The sequence below is a fragment of the Pseudomonas sp. SWRI77 genome (genome assembly GCF_014269105.1).
In the GTDB taxonomy this organism is placed as follows: Bacteria; Pseudomonadota; Gammaproteobacteria; order Pseudomonadales; family Pseudomonadaceae; genus Aquipseudomonas; species Aquipseudomonas capeferrum.
Genome location: NZ_JABWRV010000010.1, coordinates 17,438 through 35,422 on the forward strand (window position 1 = coordinate 17,438; position 17,985 = coordinate 35,422).

Here is a 17,985-nt window from a genome sequence, read left to right on the forward strand (position 1 = left end):
TCCCTGATGAGGAAGGAATTGCACCATGGCATACAGTGAAAAGGTCATCGACCACTACGAAAACCCGCGCAACGTCGGCAAGATGAATGCCGAGGACCCGGATGTCGGTACCGGCATGGTCGGCGCGCCGGCCTGCGGTGACGTGATGCGTCTGCAGATCAAGGTCAACGAGCAGGGCGTCATCGAAGACGCCAAGTTCAAGACCTACGGCTGCGGTTCGGCTATCGCCTCCAGCTCCCTCGCCACCGAGTGGATGAAGGGCAAGACCCTGGACGAAGCCGAAACCATCAAGAACACCCAGCTGGCCGAAGAACTGGCGTTGCCGCCGGTCAAGATCCACTGCTCGGTACTCGCCGAGGATGCCATCAAGGCAGCCGTACGCGATTACAAGCAGAAGAAAGGCTTGATCTAAGTCGCCTGTTGCGAGGTAAGGAGTTCTGATGGCTATCAGCATGACAGAAGCCGCCGCCAACCATGTGCGGCGTTCCCTCGAGGGGCGCGGCAAGGGCGAAGGTATTCGCCTGGGCGTGCGCACCACCGGTTGTTCGGGCCTGGCCTACGTGCTGGAGTTCGTCGACGAGCTGTCTGACGAAGACACGGTGTTCGAGAACCATGGCGTCAAGGTGATCATCGATCCCAAGAGCCTGGTGTACCTCGACGGCACCGAACTGGACTTCGTCAAGGAAGGGTTGAACGAAGGCTTCAGGTTCAACAACCCCAACGTGCGCGGTGAGTGTGGCTGCGGCGAAAGCTTCAACGTCTGAGGCTGGCTGTGGGTACTCCTTGTCATTTCGCACTGTTTGACCTCCAGCCAAGCTTCCGCCTGGATCTCGACAAGCTGGCCACTCGCTACCGCGAGCTGGCCCGCGAAGTCCATCCTGATCGCTTTGCCGACGCCTCCGAGCGTGAGCAGCGCGTAGCGCTGGAAAAATCCGCAGCCCTCAACGACGCCTACCAGACCCTGCGTAATGCGCCGCGCCGAGCCCGCTACCTGCTGGCCATCGGTGGCCATGAAGTGCCTCAGGAAGTCACGGTCCACGACCCCGACTTCCTGTTGCAGCAGATGCAGTTGCGCGAAGAGCTCGAAGAGCTGCAGGACGAAGCCGACCTTGAGGGTGTCGGCGTGTTCAAGAAGCGCCTCAAGGTCGCCCAGGACACGCTGAACGAGGACTTCGCCGCCTGTTGGGACGTTGCAGACGAGCGCGAGAAGGCCGAGCGCCTGATGCGCCGCATGCAATTCCTCGACAAGCTCGCCCAAGAAGTGCGCCAACTGGAAGAGCGCCTCGACGATTAACCCGGTGTCTTTCGTGATGACGCCTAAGGTATTCAGATAAGCATGGCCCTACTGCAGATCGCCGAACCCGGTCAGACCCCTCAGCCGCACCAGCGTCGCCTGGCGGTGGGTATCGACCTGGGTACCACCAATTCTCTGGTCGCCGCCTTGCGCAGCGGTCGTAGTGAGCCCCTGCCCGATGCGCAGGGTAATGTCATTCTGCCGTCTGCGGTGCGCTACCTCGAAGGGCGCAGCGAAGTCGGGCAGGCTGCGCGCGATGCCGCTTCCAGCGACCCACTGAACACCGTGCTGTCGGTAAAGCGCCTGATGGGGCGTGGTCTGGCCGACGTCAAGCAATTGGGCGAACAGCTGCCTTACCGCTTTATTGGCGGTGAGTCGCACATGCCGTTCATCGACACCGTCCAGGGGCCGAAAAGCCCGGTGGAGGTGTCCGCCGATATCCTCAAGGTGCTGCGTGAGCGCGCCGAGCAAACCCTCGGCGGCGATCTGGTGGGGGCGGTGATCACCGTGCCGGCCTATTTCGACGACGCCCAGCGCCAGGCCACCAAGGACGCTGCGCGCCTGGCCGGCCTCAATGTGCTGCGCCTGCTCAACGAGCCGACCGCAGCGGCCGTGGCCTATGGCCTGGACCAGAACGCCGAAGGCGTTGTGGCCATCTATGACCTGGGTGGCGGTACCTTCGATATTTCCATCCTGCGCCTGACGGCCGGTGTCTTCGAAGTCCTGGCCACCGGCGGCGATACCGCCTTGGGCGGCGATGATTTCGACCATGCCATTGCTGGTTGGATCATCGAGCAGGCTGGCCTGTCCTCCGATCTGGACCCGGCCACCCAGCGCCAGCTGCTGCAGGCCGCCTGCGCCGCCAAGGAAGCCCTGACCGATGCCGACGTTGTCAGCGTCCGCCACGGCGCCTGGCAGGGCGAGCTGAGCCGCGCGGCCTTCGAGACCATGATCGAGCCGTTGGTCGCCCGCAGCCTCAAGGCCTGCCGCCGCGCCGTGCGCGACAGCGGCGTCGAGCTGGAAGAGGTCGGTGCCGTGGTGATGGTAGGCGGTTCGACCCGCGTACCCCGCGTACGTGACGCTGTCGGCAGCCTGTTCGGCCGCACCCCGCTGACCTCGATCGACCCGGACCAGGTGGTGGCCATCGGTGCTGCCATCCAGGCCGACACCTTGGCTGGCAACCGCCGCGAAGGTGGCGAGTTGCTGCTGCTCGATGTCATCCCGCTGTCCCTGGGCCTTGAGACCATGGGTGGCTTGATGGAGAAAGTGATTCCGCGCAACACCACCATTCCGGTGGCGCGTGCCCAGGAATTCACTACCTATAAAGATGGCCAGTCGGCCATGATGATCCACGTGCTGCAGGGCGAACGCGAGCTGATCAGCGACTGCCGCTCCCTGGCGCGCTTCGAACTGCGCGGCATCCCGGCGATGGTTGCCGGCGCCGCGAAGATCCGCGTGACCTTCCAGGTCGATGCCGATGGCCTGCTCAGCGTCGCGGCCCGCGAACTGGGGTCGGGGGTCGAGGCCAGCATTCAGGTCAAGCCATCCTACGGCCTGACCGACGGCGAGATCGCCCGCATGCTCAAGGATTCCTTCGAGCACGCAGGCACCGACAAGCAGGCGCGTCAGCTGCGTGAACACCAGGTTGATGGCGAGCGTCTGCTCGAAGCGGTGCAGGGCGCCCTGGACGCCGATGGCCAGCGGCTGCTCAGCAGCGAAGAACGCGAAGCCATTGAATTCCAGATGCAAGAACTACGTGATTTGCTGGCCGGCACCGATGGCCCTGCCATCGAGCAACAGACCAAGCGTCTGTCGCAGGTGACCGACGCATTTGCCGCCCGTCGCCTTGATTCGACGGTCAAAGCCGCACTGGCCGGGCGCAACCTGAATGAGATCGAGGAGTAACCGATGCCGCTGGTGACATTCCTGCCGCATGAGAAGTTCTGCCCGGAGGGGCTGACCGTGGAGGTCGCGCCCGGGACCAACATCCTGGAGCTGGCCCACGACCATCACATCGAGATGGAAAGCGCCTGCGGTGGCGTAAAGGCCTGCACCACCTGTCACTGCATTGTTCGCAAAGGTTTCGACTCGCTCGATGAAGCCGACGAGCTGGAAGAGGACATGCTGGACAAGGCCTGGGGCCTGGAGGCCCAGTCGCGCCTCGGCTGCCAGGTAGTCGTCGGTGATCAGGACCTGACCATCGAGATCCCCAAGTATTCGCTCAACCACGCTGCCGAAGCGCCCCACTGAGGATTTTTGCATGAGTCTGAAATGGGTTGATGTACTTGAGATCGCCATCCAGCTTGCAGAAAGCAAGCCGGAAGTCGATCCTCGTTACGTGAATTTCGTCGATCTGCACCGCTGGGTGCTGGCATTGCCAGAGTTCAGCGACGATCCGTCACGCGGCGGTGAGAAAGTGCTCGAGGCCATCCAGGCGGCCTGGATTGATGAAGCCGACTAAGCGCGACGCTGCAGGTTAGGCAATCCCCTGGAACCCGCGTATAATTCGCGGGTTTAATTTTTCGCAACACTCATATTTCTGGAGTTTTCCATGGCTGTTCAACGTACTTTCTCGATCATCAAGCCTGACGCAGTTGCCAAAAACGTCATCGGCAAGATCACCACTCGCTTCGAAGACGCCGGCCTGAAAATCGTTGCCTCGAAAATCAAGCAACTGTCCAAAGCCGAAGCCGAAGGCTTCTACGCTGAGCACAGCGAGCGCGGCTTCTTCGGCGACCTGGTTGCCTTCATGACTTCCGGTCCGGTTGTCGTTCAGGTTCTGGAAGGCGAAAACGCAATCGCTCTGAACCGTGAGCTGATGGGCGCTACCAACCCTAAAGAAGCTGCTGCCGGCACCATCCGTGCTGACTTCGCCGAGTCGATCGACGCCAACGCCGTTCACGGTTCGGACTCCGAAGCTGCCGCTGCTCGCGAAATCGCTTACTTCTTCGCTGCTACCGAGGTAACCACTCGCTAAGCGAAAGCTTACGGGTGAGGGTGAATCCATGACGACATCTACTGGCAAAATCAACCTGTTGGGCCTGACCCAGCCGGAAATGGAACAATTCTTCGACTCTATCGGGGAGAAGCGCTTCCGTGCCGGCCAGGTGATGAAATGGATTCACCATTTTGGCGTCGATGATTTCGCCGCCATGACGAACGTCGGCAAGGCCTTGCGCGAAAAGCTCGAGGCTGTTGCCGAAATTCGCCCACCGGAAGTGGTCAGTGAAGACATTTCCGCCGACGGCACCCGTAAATGGGTGATCCGCGTTGCCTCCGGCAGCTGCGTCGAGACCGTCTACATTCCCACCGACGACCGCGGCACTTTGTGCGTCTCGTCGCAAGCCGGCTGCGCCCTGGATTGCAGTTTCTGCTCCACCGGCAAGCAAGGCTTCAACAGCAACCTCACCGCCGCCGAAGTGATCGGCCAAGTGTGGCTTGCCAACAAATCCTTCGGGACCGTCCCGGCCAAAGTCGACCGCGCGATTACCAACGTGGTCATGATGGGCATGGGCGAGCCTCTGCTGAACTTCGACAATGTCATCGCCGCCATGAAGATCATGATGGATGATCTGGGCTATGGCATTTCCAAACGGCGCGTCACCTTGTCCACCTCGGGCGTGGTGCCGATGATCGACGAGCTGGCCAAGCACATCGACGTGTCGCTGGCCCTGTCGCTGCACGCGCCGAACGACGCGCTGCGCAACCAGTTGGTGCCGATCAACAAGAAGTACCCGTTGAAGGTGCTGCTGGAGTCGTGCATGGGCTACATGGCCACCCTGGGTGGCAAGCGCGTGCTGACGGTCGAGTACACCCTGCTCAAGGACGTCAACGACCAGCCCGAGCACGCCGCACAGATGATCGAGCTGCTGCGCGACGTGCCGTGCAAGATCAACCTGATCCCGTTCAACCCGTTCCCGCATTCCGGTTACGAGCGTCCTAGCAACAATGCTATCCGCCGCTTCCAGGACCTGCTGCACCACGGCGGCTTCAACGTCACCACCCGTACCACCCGTGGCGAGGACATCGACGCCGCTTGTGGTCAGCTGGTCGGCCAGGTCAACGACCGCACCCGCCGCAGTGAGCGCTACATCGCCGTGCGCCAGTTGTCTGCCGACGCCGAGCTGCCAGACAGCGCCGCGCGCCACTGACCGAGAACCTAGCCATGAGCCTGCGCGCCGCGCTGTCGATCCTTGCGCTTTTGCTGCTGGCCGGCTGCGTGTCGGGCGGCGCGGGCGATCCGCTGGCCAGTCGGCAGGGGCGGGAAGAGGCGGGCAGGGCTTATGTGCAGCTTGGGCTTGGGTATTTGCAACAAGGCCTGACCGAGCAGGCCAAGGCGCCGCTTGGCAAAACCCTCGCCCTCGACGCCAGCGATACCGGCGCACACGCCGCCCTGGCGCTGGTGTTTCAGGCGCAGGGTGAGCCGGGGCTGGCCGAGAAACACTTTCAAAAAGCCCTGCAGGCACGCCCTGGCGATACGCGAATTCGCAACAATTACGGCAGTTTCCTTTATGCTCAGGGGCGATTTGCCGAGGCCAAGCAGATGTTTCGCCTGGCCAGCGCCGATACCCTGTATCCTGAACGCTCCCGTGTGTACGAGAACCTTGGCCTGACTGCCCTGAAGCTCGAACGTCGTGACCAGGCCCACACATATCTGTTCAAAGCGTTGCAACTCAACCCGCAGCAACCGAAAGCGTTGCTGGAAATGGCTGAGTTGTCCTACGAAAACAGGCATTATGTGCCGGCCCTGGACTACTACGATCGTTTCAGCCGGTTGAGCGACCATGACGCCCGTAGCCTTCTGCTGGGCAGCCGCCTTGCCCGGGTATTCGACGAGCAGGGCACACTGGCCGACCTGGGCCAGCAATTACAACGACTTTATCCCGGTACGCCGGAATATCAGCAATACCTGTCGGAGCAACGATGAACGCCGCGCATCCCGAAGTAGCAGTAGCGCCTGGCCAGAACCCCGGTGAGCTTTTGCGCCAGGCCCGTGAGAAGCGGGACTGGTCACAAGCCGAGGTGGCCCGCAAGCTCAACCTCACTGTCAGTTCGTTGAACCACGTGGAAACCGGCGCCTTCGACAAGCTGCCCGGGCACACCTTCGCCCGTGGCTATATCCGCGCCTATGCCAAACTGATGGACCTGGACCAGGCCGCGTTGGTCGAGGCCTTCGACCAGTACACCGGTACCCACGCCAAGGGCAGTGAAGTGCATTCGCTGGGCCGCATCGAAGAACCGGTGCGCCTGTCGCACAACATCCTGCGCGGTGTCAGCCTGTTGCTGCTGGTGGCAGTGGTCGGTGGTGGTTTCGTTTGGTGGCAGGACCAGGGCAGCTTGCGGGGCAAGGACCTGGCCAAGATCGCCCTCGAGCACGTCGAGGTCGAGAGCGCCGACGGCACCACGCAGATCCACCCGCTGGACGAGCCTGAAGACCAGGCCGTGACGGCAGGCCAGCAACCTGAAAGCGCACCGTTGCCGCTGGAGCAGGCCGCTGGCGAACAGCCGCTTGCCGCCGCCGAGCAAGTGCCGGCCAGCCCTGCGCAAACCCCAGCTGCAAACGCAACGCCAGCCCCGGCCGCGCAGGCACAAGTGCCCGCCGCAGCCACTGCGCCAACGCCAGCACCTGCTGCAGTAGCACCTGCTGCCACGGCACCTGTCGCGGCTGCCCCTGTGGTAGCCGCCGCCGAGCCGGCCGCACCGGTCGCAGTACCTGCCGGTAGCGCCAAGGTCGCCATCCAGTTCACTGCCGATTGCTGGACCCAAGTCTCCGACGGCAACGGCAAGGTGCTGTTCAGCGCCGTCAAGCGCAAGGGCGACAACCTCGAGCTGACCGGCAAACCGCCGTTCGCGGTACGCCTGGGCTTTGCCCGTGGCGCCCAGGTCAGCTACAACGGCCAGGCCGTCGATGTTGCTCCGTTCACCAGTGGCGAGACTGCTCGCCTGAAGTTGGGACAGTAAGTCATGCACGGCGAATCTCCGATCAAACGTCGCGAATCCCGCAAAATCTGGGTCGGCAATGTGCCGGTGGGTGGTGATGCGCCCATCGCGGTGCAAAGCATGACCAACACCGACACCAACGATGTCGACGCCACTGTCGGCCAGATCCAGCGTCTGGTCGATGCCGGTGTCGACATCGTGCGCGTCTCGGTACCGGACATGGACGCCGCCGAAGCGTTTGGCCGCATCAAGCAACGGGTCAGTGTACCGCTGGTCGCCGACATTCATTTCGACTACAAGATCGCGCTGCGCGTGGCCGAGCTGGGTGTCGACTGCCTGCGTATCAACCCGGGCAACATCGGCCGTGAAGACCGTGTACGCGCGGTGGTCGATGCCGCCCGTGACCGCGGTATCCCGATCCGTATCGGCGTCAACGCCGGCTCCCTGGAAAAGGACCTGCAGAAGAAGTACGGCGAACCGACCCCAGCGGCGCTGGTCGAGTCGGCGCTGCGCCATGTCGAGCACCTGGACCGCCTGGATTTCCAGGACTTCAAGGTCAGCGTCAAGGCCTCCGACGTGTTCATGGCCGTCGAAGCCTATCGCCTGCTGGCCAAGCAGATCATCCAGCCCCTGCACCTGGGCATCACCGAAGCCGGTGGCCTGCGTTCGGGGACGGTGAAATCCGCCGTCGGCCTCGGTATGCTGCTGGCCGAGGGCATCGGCGATACCATTCGTATCTCCCTGGCCGCTGACCCGGTCGAAGAAGTGAAGGTCGGCTACGACATCCTCAAGTCGCTGCACCTGCGTTCGCGTGGCATCAACTTCATCGCCTGCCCGAGCTGCTCGCGGCAGAACTTCGATGTGGTCAAGACCATGAACGAGCTGGAAGGGCGCCTGGAAGACCTGCTGGTGCCGCTCGACGTGGCGGTGATCGGTTGTGTGGTCAACGGCCCCGGCGAAGCCAAGGAAGCCCATGTAGGGCTGACCGGCGGTACGCCAAACCTGATCTACATCGACGGCAAACCGGCGCAGAAGCTGACCAATGACAACCTGGTCGATGAGCTCGAGAAGCTCATCCGCCAGAAAGCGGCCGAGAAGGCCGAGGCCGACGCGGCGCTGATCGCCCGTGGCTGACACACAGCATTCGTAAGGACTTTTCGTGAGCAAATCGCTGCAAGCCATCCGTGGCATGAACGACATCCTGCCAGAACAGTCGCCACTGTGGCGCTACTTTGAAGGCACCGTGGCCGGTCTGCTGGATACCTACGGGTACAGCCAGATCCGCACGCCGATCGTCGAGTTCACCGAGCTGTTCAAACGCTCCATCGGTGAAGTGACCGACATCGTCGAAAAAGAGATGTACACCTTCGAGGACCGCAACGGCGATTCGCTCACCCTGCGCCCTGAAGGTACCGCCGCCTGCGTGCGTGCCGTGCTGGAGCATGGCATCACCGGCAACGGCCAGGTGCAGAAACTGTGGTACATCGGCCAGATGTTCCGCCACGAGCGCCCGCAGAAAGGCCGTTACCGCCAGTTCCACCAGATCGGCGTGGAAGTGTTCAACCTCGATGGCCCGGACATCGACGCCGAGCTGATCATGCTGACCTGGCGCCTGTGGGGCCTGCTGGGCATCCAGGACGCGGTCAAGCTCGAGCTCAACAGCCTGGGCACCAGTGAAGCCCGTGCGCGCTACCGTGATGCGCTGGTCGAGTTCCTGTCGGCACGCCTTGAGCAGTTGGACGAAGACAGCCAGCGTCGCCTCAAGAGCAACCCGCTGCGCATCCTCGACAGCAAGGACCAGAACACCCAGGCGGTGCTGGTCGGTGCACCGAAGCTCGAAGATTACCTGGACGAAGCGTCCCGCGTGCATTTCGAGGGCCTCAAGGCCCGTCTGGATGCGGCCGGCATCCCGTTCGTGATCAACACCAAGCTGGTGCGTGGCCTGGACTACTACAGCAAGACCGTGTTCGAGTGGGTGACCGACAAGCTCGGCGCCCAGGGCACCGTCTGTGCCGGTGGCCGCTACGACGGCCTGGTCGAGCAGATGGGCGGCAAGCCGACCACTGGTGTAGGTTTCGCCATGGGTATCGAGCGCCTGATCCTGCTGCTGGAGACCCTGGGCAAGGTGCCCGAGTCGATCAGCCGTCAGGTCGATGTCTACCTCTGCGCCTTCGGTGAACAGGCAGAGCTGGCTGGCCTGCGCCTGTCCGAAAGCCTGCGTGATCGCCTGCCGGGCCTGCGCCTGGTGGTCAACGCCGGTGGCGGCAGCTTCAAGAGCCAATTCAAGAAAGCCGACAAGAGCGGCGCGCTGTTGGCCCTGATTCTTGGCGACGACGAGTTGGCCAAGCAGGAAATCGGCGTGAAGCCCCTGCGTGGCCAGGGCGAACAACAGAACATTGCCTGGGATGCTCTGGCTGAGCACCTGGAAACCGCAATCGCTCAGGCGTAACGCGGTTCAACAAGCGAATAGGCGAAAAGGAGTATTGGGGTGTCGAGTACAGATGATGATGACCTGGCAGGGGTCAAGGACTGGTGGAACCGCAACGGCAAGCCACTGCTGACCGGTGCCCTGCTGGCCGGCGTGGTGGTGTTGGGCTGGAATACCTGGCACAAGTACCAGGACAACCAGTCGCAAGGTGCCTCGCAGCTGTACCAGGCATTGCTTGAGACCAGCCTGACGCCAAGCGGCCAGCCAGACGCGACCAAGGTCGCGGAACTGGCCGGCAAGCTCAAGAGCGAATTTGGCGGTACCGCCTACGCCCAGTATGGCAGCCTGTTCGTGGCCAAGGTCGCAGTCGAGAGCGGCAAGCTCGACGACGCCGCCGCCGAGCTCAAGGGTGTGCTGGACAAGCCTGCCGATACCACGCTGGGCGAAATTTCGCGCCAGCGCCTGGCCCGTGTACTGGCTGCCCAGGACAAGGCCGATGAGGCCCTCAAGCTGCTCGACGGCGACGCCGACAAGGCGTTCCTGGCCAGCCGCGAAGAATTGAAGGGTGACCTGCTGGTACAGCTTGGTCGCGCCGACGATGCCCACAGCGCTTATGAAAAAGCCAAGGCCGCGCTGTCCGATGAAGCGGCGGTCGGTGGCCTGCAATTGAAGCTGGATGACCTGGCCAAAGGGGACGCCTGACGTGATCGGTTGGAAACAAGCAGCAGTGCTGACCCTGGCCGTTCTGGCCGCGGGTTGCAGCAGCAACAGCAAGAAGGAACTGCCCCCGGCCGAGCTGACCAAGTTCACCGAGGAAGTGGTACTGAAGAAGCAGTGGAGCCGTTCGATCGGTGACGGCCAGGGCGAGACGTACAACACCCTGGTACCGGCCATCGAAAACGACCGTATCTACGCCTCCGACGTCAACGGCGAAGTCTTCGCCCTCGACCGCATCACCGGCGACGTGGCCTGGAAAAAAGACCTCGACCTGCAGGTGTCGGGCGCTGTCGGTGTGGGTTACGGGCTGGTCATGCTCGGTACCCTCAAAGGCGAAGTCATCGCGCTGGACTCCAGCACCGGTGAAGAGCGCTGGCGCTCACGCGTGACCAGTGAAGTGCTGGCACCACCGGCCAACAATGGTGACGTGGTGGTGGTGCAGACCCAGGACGACCGCCTGATCGGCCTCGATGCCGCGACCGGCGACCGCCGCTGGATCTATGAAAGCACCCCGGCCGTGCTGACCCTGCGGGGCACCGGCGCGCCGATCGTGACCAACCGCATGGCGGTTGCCGGCCTGTCCACCGGCAAGGTGATCGCGGTGGATATCAGCAACGGCGTGCCGGTGTGGGAGAGCCGCGTGGCCATCCCGCAGGGGCGTTCCGAGCTGGACCGCGTAGTGGATATCGACGGCGGCTTGCTGCTGTCCGGTGGTACCCTGTACGTCAGCACCTACCAGGGCCGCGTAGCGGGCCTGGACCTGGAAAGCGGCCGTGTGCTGTGGCAGCGTGATGCTTCCAGCTACGTGGGTGTCGCCCAGGGTTACGGTAACGTCTATGTCAGCGAAGCCTCGGGTACCGTTGAAAGTGTCGACGAGCGCTCTTCCAGCGCCCTGTGGACCAACGATTCCATGGCTCGCCGTCAGCTGTCGGCACCGGAAGTGTTCTCCAGCTACGTGGCTGTAGGTGACTTCGAGGGTTACCTGCACCTGCTCAGCCAGGTCGATGGCCGCTTCGTCGGTCGCGAGCGAATCGACAGTGATGGCCTGCGCGCCCGGCCCCTGGTGGTCGGCGACACCATCTACGTCTTCGGCAACAGCGGCAAGCTCGAGGCACTGACCGTCCGCTGAAGCTAAGCTCAAGTCCGCCAACGGGCTTGAGCCGCGGTGTAGGAAACGCCGCACAAACTCCGGCCGCTGCCTTGCAGCGGCCTTTGCATTTTCAAGAATTCAAGAGTGGAGAGCCGCATGGTTCCCGTAATCGCCCTGGTGGGACGGCCGAACGTCGGCAAATCCACCATGTTCAACCGCCTGACCAAAACCCGCGATGCCATCGTCGGTGACCTGTCGGGTTTGACCCGTGACCGCCAGTATGGTGATGCCTCCTGGCAGGGTCGTTCCTTCATCCTGATCGACACCGGTGGTATTACCGGTGACGAAGTGGGCATGGACGAGAAGATGGCCGAGCAGTCGCTCATGGCCATCGAAGAAGCCGACTATGTGCTGTTCCTGGTCGATGCCCGTGCGGGCATGACCGCAGCAGACCTGATGATCGCCGAGCACCTGCGCAAGCGGAACAAGTCGGCGATTCTGGTCGCCAACAAGATCGACAACATCGACCCTGACGTCGCCCGCGCCGAGTTCTCGCCGATGGGCATGGGCAACGCCATCCCGGTGGCGGGCTCCCAGGGCCGTGGTATCAGCGCCCTGATGGAAGCCGTGCTTGGCCACCTGCCGCGCGATGCCGAAGACGAAGCGCTGGACCAGGACGTCGCCGAAGGCGAGGAAGCCGTGCGCATCCCTGGCCCGAGCGAAAAGGATGGCATCAAGATCGCCATCATCGGCCGCCCGAACGTCGGCAAGTCGACCCTGGTCAACCGCATGCTCGGCGAAGAGCGCGTGGTGGTCTACGACGAGCCGGGTACTACCCGTGACAGTATCTACATCCCGTTCGAGCGTGATGGCGACAAGTACACCTTCATCGACACCGCCGGGGTGCGCAAGCGCGGCAAGATCCACGAGGAAGTCGAGAAGTTCTCCGTGGTCAAGACGCTGCAGGCGATCAAGGACGCCAACGTCGTGATCTTCGTCATGGATGCCCGCGAAGGGGTGGTCGACCATGACCTGAACCTGCTGGGCTTCGCCCTCGAAGCCGGCCGCGCCATCGTCATCGCCCTGAACAAGTGGGATGGCATGGAGCCGGGTGAGCGCGCCTACGTGAAGACCGAACTGGAGCGTCGGCTGTTCTTCGTCGACTTCGCCGACATCCACTTCATTTCCGCGCTGCACGGCACGGGCGTGGGCAACCTGTACAAGTCGGTACAGGCCGCGTTCATGTCGGCGGTAACCCGCTGGCCGACCAGCCGCCTGACGCAGATCCTCGAAGACGCTGTGAGCGAGCACCAGCCGCCGCTGGTCAATGGCCGCCGCATCAAGCTGCGCTATGCGCACTTGGGGGGTGCCAACCCGCCGCTGATCGTGATCCACGGCAACCAGACCGACAGCATTCCCAAGTCGTACTCGCGTTACCTGGAAAACACCTATCGCCGCGTGCTCAAGCTGGTCGGTACGCCGATCCGTATCGAGTACAAGGGGGGTGAAAACCCGTACGAGGGCAAGAAAAACACCCTCACCGATCGCCAGGTCAACAAGAAGCGCCGCTTGATGTCGCACCACAAGAAGGCCGAGAAGAAGCGCCGCGACAAGCGCTAACTAGCGGCAAGCTACAAGCTCAAAGCTGCAAGAAGAAGCAGACGGTGATGCATGCCGCTTTTTCTTGTGGCTTGAAGCTTGTAGCTTATAGCTCTCAGTCCCCAGGAAAGAGGGCTCCATGATCCGCAGCAAACTGCCGAATGTCGGCACGACCATCTTCACTACCATGTCCCAGCTCGCCGTGCAGACCGGTGCGCTCAACCTCTCCCAAGGTTTCCCTGACTTCAATGGCCCGCAGGCCCTGCTCGATGCAGTGGGCCGGCATGTGGCCGCCGGGCATAATCAGTACGCGCCGATGACCGGCCTGCCGGCCCTGCGCCAGCAGGTTGCGGCCAAGGTCGAGCGCCTGTATGGGGCCAAGGTCGATGCCGATCAGGAAGTGACCATCACCCCCGGTGCCACCGAGGCGATCTTCTGTGCCATTCAGGCGGTGATCCACAGCGGTGACGAGGTGATCGTCTTCGACCCTTGTTACGACAGCTATGAGCCTTCCGTAGAGCTGGCCGGCGGACGTTGCGTGCATGTACAACTCAGTGACGGCGACTTTCGCATCGACTGGCAGAAGTTCAGCGATGCCCTGAGCCCGCGCACACGCATGGTCATCCTCAATTCGCCGCACAACCCCAGCGGCGCGTTGATCACCCGAGAAGACCTGGACCAGTTGGCGCGGCTGATTGCCGAGCGCGATATCTACCTGGTCAGTGATGAGGTCTACGAACACCTGGTCTACGACGGTGTAGGCCACGCCAGCGTACTGGCCCATGCCGAGCTGTATAGCCGTGCCTTCGTGGTCAGTTCGTTTGGCAAGACCTACCATGTGACGGGGTGGAAGACCGGCTACGTGATTGCGCCAGCGGCCCTGAGTGCAGAGCTGCGCAAGGTGCACCAGTACGTCAACTTCTGCGGGGTGACGCCTTTGCAGTGCGCGCTGGCGGACTTCATGGCCGAGCACCCCGAGCACCTCGACCAACTGCCCGGCTTCTACCAGGCCAAGCGCGACCTGTTCTGCGACTTGCTGGCGGGTTCGCGCTTCAGTTTCCGCCGCGCGGCCGGCACCTACTTCCAACTGGTGGACTATTCGCAGATCCGCCCGGACCTGAACGACGTCGACATGGCGCTGTGGCTGACCCGCGAGCATGGTGTGGCGACCATTCCGGTGTCGGTGTTCTACCAGCAACCTATCCCCGAGCAACGCCTGGTGCGCCTGTGCTTTGCCAAACGTGAGGAGACGCTGCGTCAAGCAGCGGAAAAACTATGCGCGATCTGAGTGCACTGCCCAACCTGAAAATCGCCCTGGTGCAAACCACCTTGGCCTGGCATGACCGCGAGGCCAACTATGCGCATTTCGAGGTATTGCTCGACCAGGCGGGTGATGTTGACCTGGTGATCCTGCCCGAGATGTTCACCACTGGGTTTTCCATGGAGTCGCAACGCCTGGCTGAGCCTGAGAACGGCCCGACCTACAAATGGCTCAAGGCCCAGGCCAAGCGGATCGACGCAGTGGTCACCGGCAGCGTGATCATCCAGGCCGCCGATGGCAGCCACCGCAACCGCTTGCTTTGGGCACGGCCGGATGGCGAGATCCTGCACTATGACAAGCGCCACCTGTTCCGCATGGCCGGTGAGCATAAGCACTACACCCCGGGCGAGCGCCAGGTGCAGTTCGAGATCAAGGGCTGGCGGGTGCGCCCGTTGATCTGCTACGACCTGCGTTTCCCGGTGTGGAGCCGCGATGCCCAGGACACCGACCTGTTGCTGTATACCGCCAACTGGCCGGCCGCGCGCCGCCAGCACTGGAACCGCCTGCTGCCGGCCCGCGGCATCGAGAACCTGTGTTATGTGGCGGCGGTGAACCGCGTGGGCACCGATGGCAAGGGCTTCGCTTATTCGGGTGACAGCCAGGTGCTGGACTTCCAGGGCGAGAGCCTGCTCAGCGCGGGCGAGGCGGATGGGGTGTTCACGGTGGTGTTGCGGGCGGCGGAGCTGGCGGCTTACCGCAGCAAGTTCCCGGCTAACCTGGATGCTGATACTTTCGAGCTTCACTGAGTCAGCACCGGCCCTTGTGTAGGAGCGGCCTTGCCGGGGCGCCGGACCGGTCGGAACGGGCCGCGAAGCGGCCCCATCGATTTCAGCGCTGCCGCCAATATCCTGGGGCCGCTTCGCAGCCCGTTCCGACCGGTCCGGCGCCCCGGCAAGGCCGCTCCTACACAAAGGTGGGCTGTATCAGTTGTGGCGGTGATCAGTACACATCCCGCCGATAGCGCCCCTCTTCGATCAATTGCTCGACCAACGCTTCTCCGAGAATGCCCTTCAGCGCGGCATCAACACCGGCAGCCATCCCTTGCAGGCTGCCACAGACATACACACAGGCGCCGTCCGCGACCCAGCGCTTGACCGCTTCGGCCTGCTGCAGCAACACATCCTGCACATACACCTTCTCTGCCTGATCCCGCGAGAACGCGAGGTCCAGGCGCGCCAAGTCACCGCTGCCTAGCCAGCCCTGCAGCTCATCACCGCACAGCAGGTCGTGGGCCCGGTTACGCTCACCGAACAACAGCCAGTTGCGCTGCTCGCCCGCGTTGATGCGTGCCTTGATCAGGCTGCGCAAACCCGCCAGCCCGGTACCGTTGCCGATCAGAATCATGGGTGCCGGCGACGCGGGCAGGTGGAAGCCACTGTTGCGGCGCAGGCGCAAGCCCAGCGCGCCATCCACCGGCAGGTACTCGGTCAGCCAACCGGAACCCAGGCCGAGGGTGCCATCGGGGTGACGTTCCTGGCGCACGATCAACTCCAGCACACCGTCACTGGCGATCGAGGCAATGGAGTATTCACGCGTGCCGATCGGTACCAGCGCATCGACCAGCGCCTGGGCGTGCAGCCCCACCAGGTGATCGCGCCGGCTCGGCAACTGGCGGCTGGCCAGCGCCTGACCCAAGGTTTCGCTCAGGCCGTCGAGCTGCACGGACGTGTCGGCATTCAGCCCCAGGCCATGGAGGAAGGCATCGACCCGCGGCTGACCATTGCGCGGCAAGATTTCCACCAGGTCACCAGCCTGCCAGCTGGCGGGCGCTTCGGCACGCAGGCCGATCAGGTAAACCGGCTGGCCTTGGCTGCCCGGGTTCATCAGCGCGCGTTGCACCAGGGTCCAGTTGCCGAAGCTTGCTGGCTGCCAGGCCGTTACCGGCTGAGCGCCGGTCAGTTGCGCCAGTGCCTGCTGCCATTGCTGCAGGGCCGCCGGGTCGGCGCTGTCTACCTCCACCGGGCTGAACGCAGTGCTGGCGCCGCGCTCAGCCAACCAGGCCTGCAGGCGCCGGGCGAAACCGCAGAAGTGCGGATACTGACGGTCGCCCAAGGCGAGCACTGCGTAGTTGAGGTTGTTCAGCGCCCACGGCTGGCCAAGCACCTTGCGCTCGAACGCGCGGGCGCTGTCAGGGGCTTCGCCATCGCCAAACGTACTGACCACGAACAGTGCACGGCGGGCTTGGCGCAAGTCATCCTCGCCCAGTTCGGCCAAGGCGCGGACCTGCACCGGCAGGCCGGCAGCCTGCAACTGCCCGGCACTCTGCCAGGCCAGCTGTTCGGCAAAGCCGCTTTGGCTGGCGAAGCTGACCAGCCAGCTGTCGCTGCCGGCGTTGACGCTGTCGACGTTGCTGCGGGCGGCGCGCACCTGGCGCTTCTTGCGGCGGCGGTCGAGGTACAGCAGCCAACCCGTCACGAAGAACAGCGGCATGGTCAGGCTGGCGAGGGTGACGATGATGCGCCCCGGCAGGCCGAAGTACTCGCCCACGTGCAGGGCGTAAACGCTCTGCAGCAACTGCGCCTTGAAGGATTTGTCGGCGTAGCGGTCGTGGTTTTTCACCTGGCCGGTGGCCGGGTCCAGCACCAGGGTGTCGAAGGCGCGCGGGTGCGCAGCGTTGTCCAGCAGGAAGAACAGGTTGGCCGGTTGCCCACCTGCCGGTGGCAGGCGCAGGTTGTAGGCGGCCAGGCCGGGGCCTGCGGCAGCCTTGAGGCGGGCCCAGATGGCGTCATAGTCGACCACCAGCGGCGGTGCGTTTTTATCGACCTTCTGTGGCCCGTGGCGGCCACGGCCTTCGCCGCGCTTTTGCTGCTGGCCTGCTGCCGGCGCGTCGGCCAGCAGGGTGTTCAGGCCTTGGCGATACCATTCGTAGGACCAGAACAGGCCAGTGAGGGCGAACAACAGATAGAACAGCAGGCACCAGGTACCTGCCACGGCGTGCAGGTCCCAGTTGAAGGCGCGGCCTTTCTTGGCCCAGTCGAAGGTCAGCCAGACCCGCCAGTTGAGCGCCTTGCGCGGCCAGCGCAGGTACAGGCCGGAGAGGCAGAAGAAGATCAGTATCAGGGTGCAGGCGCCGGTGATCTGCCGACCACTGTCGCCCATGGCCAGGAAACGGTGCAGGTTGAGCATCAGGTTGAAGAAATCCTGCCCGGCCACTTCGCCCTTGAGCTCGCCGGTGTACGGGTCGGCATAGCGCAGCTCGCCGCGGCGCTGGCCCGGCGGTGGGGTGAAGAAGATTCGCGCTGCGTTGCCCTGATGAAGGTCGACCCACAGCATCGACACCTTCTCGCCTTGCGCAGCCTCGACCCGCTGCACCAGTTCGGCGGGCGGCAGCACGCCCTCGGGGCGCACTTCTACCTTCAGCACATCGGCATTGAACGCACGCAGCAGTTCTTCCTGAAACGACCAGATCGCCCCGGTAATGCCCATCAAGGCCAGCACCAGGCCAGCGGTGATGCCAAAGAACCAGTGCAATTGGAACAGCGTCTTCTTCACCACATCGATCACCTTGTCGTGCTGCCGCAACCTGCGCGGCGTGCATTATGCCTTGGTACGCAAAAGCCCCGCTCACTGGAATGAACGGGGCTTCGGGTTGCTGC

18 protein-coding genes are annotated in these 17,985 nt (G+C 63.3%); 17 read left to right on the forward strand and 1 reads right to left on the reverse strand.

Annotated features, from left to right (window positions below):
* Window positions 1–25: 25 nt before the first annotated feature.
* From iscU to HU766_RS12060, 17 genes are all read left to right on the forward strand, one after another.
* A complete protein-coding gene (iscU, locus tag HU766_RS11980; protein ID WP_003248539.1) occupies window positions 26–412 on the forward strand; it encodes a Fe-S cluster assembly scaffold IscU in 387 nt (128 codons plus the stop codon).
* A 28-nt stretch (window positions 413–440) separates the two neighbouring features.
* Window positions 441–764: an iron-sulfur cluster assembly protein IscA gene (gene iscA, locus HU766_RS11985; protein ID WP_186656970.1), complete on the forward strand. Its 324-nt coding sequence runs from the start codon at window positions 441–443 to the stop codon at window positions 762–764.
* A gap of 8 nt (window positions 765–772) precedes the next feature.
* Window positions 773–1,294 (forward strand): co-chaperone HscB, encoded by a 522-nt coding sequence (gene hscB / locus HU766_RS11990; RefSeq protein WP_033701187.1) that lies wholly within the window; start codon window positions 773–775, stop codon window positions 1,292–1,294.
* A gap of 42 nt (window positions 1,295–1,336) precedes the next feature.
* Window positions 1,337–3,199, forward strand: coding sequence for a Fe-S protein assembly chaperone HscA (gene hscA, locus HU766_RS11995; RefSeq protein WP_186656973.1), 1,863 nt, complete (start codon window positions 1,337–1,339; stop codon window positions 3,197–3,199).
* 3 nt (window positions 3,200–3,202) lie between these two features.
* Window positions 3,203–3,544, forward strand: coding sequence for an ISC system 2Fe-2S type ferredoxin (gene fdx, locus HU766_RS12000; protein ID WP_186656975.1), 342 nt, complete (start codon window positions 3,203–3,205; stop codon window positions 3,542–3,544).
* Window positions 3,545–3,554: 10 nt separating this feature from the next.
* Window positions 3,555–3,755, forward strand: a complete 201-nt coding sequence (gene iscX, locus HU766_RS12005) for a Fe-S cluster assembly protein IscX (RefSeq protein ID WP_003248529.1) — start codon at window positions 3,555–3,557, stop codon at window positions 3,753–3,755.
* 90 nt (window positions 3,756–3,845) lie between these two features.
* Window positions 3,846–4,271, forward strand: coding sequence for a nucleoside-diphosphate kinase (ndk, locus tag HU766_RS12010; protein WP_033701183.1), 426 nt, complete (start codon window positions 3,846–3,848; stop codon window positions 4,269–4,271).
* 28 nt (window positions 4,272–4,299) lie between these two features.
* Window positions 4,300–5,445 (forward strand): 23S rRNA (adenine(2503)-C(2))-methyltransferase RlmN, encoded by a 1,146-nt coding sequence (gene rlmN / locus HU766_RS12015; RefSeq protein ID WP_033701180.1) that lies wholly within the window; start codon window positions 4,300–4,302, stop codon window positions 5,443–5,445.
* Between the two features lie 14 nt (window positions 5,446–5,459).
* Entirely contained in the window at window positions 5,460–6,221 is a 762-nt protein-coding gene (gene pilW, locus HU766_RS12020) for a type IV pilus biogenesis/stability protein PilW (RefSeq protein ID WP_186656977.1), read from the forward strand.
* Window positions 6,218–7,255 (forward strand): RodZ domain-containing protein, encoded by a 1,038-nt coding sequence (locus tag HU766_RS12025; protein ID WP_186656980.1) that lies wholly within the window; start codon window positions 6,218–6,220, stop codon window positions 7,253–7,255. Before pilW ends, HU766_RS12025 begins: the two co-directional genes overlap by 4 nt.
* A 3-nt stretch (window positions 7,256–7,258) precedes the next feature.
* The gene (gene ispG / locus HU766_RS12030) at window positions 7,259–8,368 is read left to right on the forward strand and encodes a flavodoxin-dependent (E)-4-hydroxy-3-methylbut-2-enyl-diphosphate synthase (RefSeq protein WP_033701177.1); all 1,110 of its coding nucleotides are present in this window, start codon (window positions 7,259–7,261) and stop codon (window positions 8,366–8,368) included.
* A 25-nt stretch (window positions 8,369–8,393) separates the two neighbouring features.
* Entirely contained in the window at window positions 8,394–9,683 is a 1,290-nt protein-coding gene (hisS, locus tag HU766_RS12035; protein ID WP_186656982.1) for a histidine--tRNA ligase, read from the forward strand.
* A 39-nt stretch (window positions 9,684–9,722) separates the two neighbouring features.
* On the forward strand, window positions 9,723–10,364 hold the full coding sequence (locus HU766_RS12040) for a tetratricopeptide repeat protein (protein ID WP_186656985.1): 642 nt from the start codon (window positions 9,723–9,725) through the stop codon (window positions 10,362–10,364).
* Window position 10,365: 1 nt separating this feature from the next.
* Complete coding sequence (gene bamB, locus HU766_RS12045; protein ID WP_033701523.1) at window positions 10,366–11,508, forward strand: outer membrane protein assembly factor BamB; 1,143 nt, start codon at window positions 10,366–10,368, stop codon at window positions 11,506–11,508.
* Between the two features lie 117 nt (window positions 11,509–11,625).
* Complete coding sequence (gene der, locus HU766_RS12050) at window positions 11,626–13,089, forward strand: ribosome biogenesis GTPase Der (RefSeq protein WP_033701174.1); 1,464 nt, start codon at window positions 11,626–11,628, stop codon at window positions 13,087–13,089.
* 118 nt (window positions 13,090–13,207) lie between these two features.
* Complete coding sequence (locus HU766_RS12055; protein WP_033701171.1) at window positions 13,208–14,356, forward strand: pyridoxal phosphate-dependent aminotransferase; 1,149 nt, start codon at window positions 13,208–13,210, stop codon at window positions 14,354–14,356.
* Window positions 14,344–15,135 carry an amidohydrolase gene (locus tag HU766_RS12060; RefSeq protein ID WP_033701169.1) on the forward strand — a complete coding sequence of 264 codons (792 nt, stop codon included), beginning with the start codon at window positions 14,344–14,346 and terminating at the stop codon, window positions 15,133–15,135. The genes HU766_RS12055 and HU766_RS12060 overlap by 13 nt, the downstream gene beginning before the upstream one ends.
* 193 nt (window positions 15,136–15,328) lie before the next feature.
* Here the strand turns inward: HU766_RS12060 and HU766_RS12065 are convergent, their stop codons facing one another.
* Window positions 15,329–17,884, reverse strand: coding sequence for a PepSY domain-containing protein (locus tag HU766_RS12065; protein WP_186656989.1), 2,556 nt, complete (start codon window positions 17,882–17,884; stop codon window positions 15,329–15,331).
* Window positions 17,885–17,985: the final 101 nt, after the last annotated feature.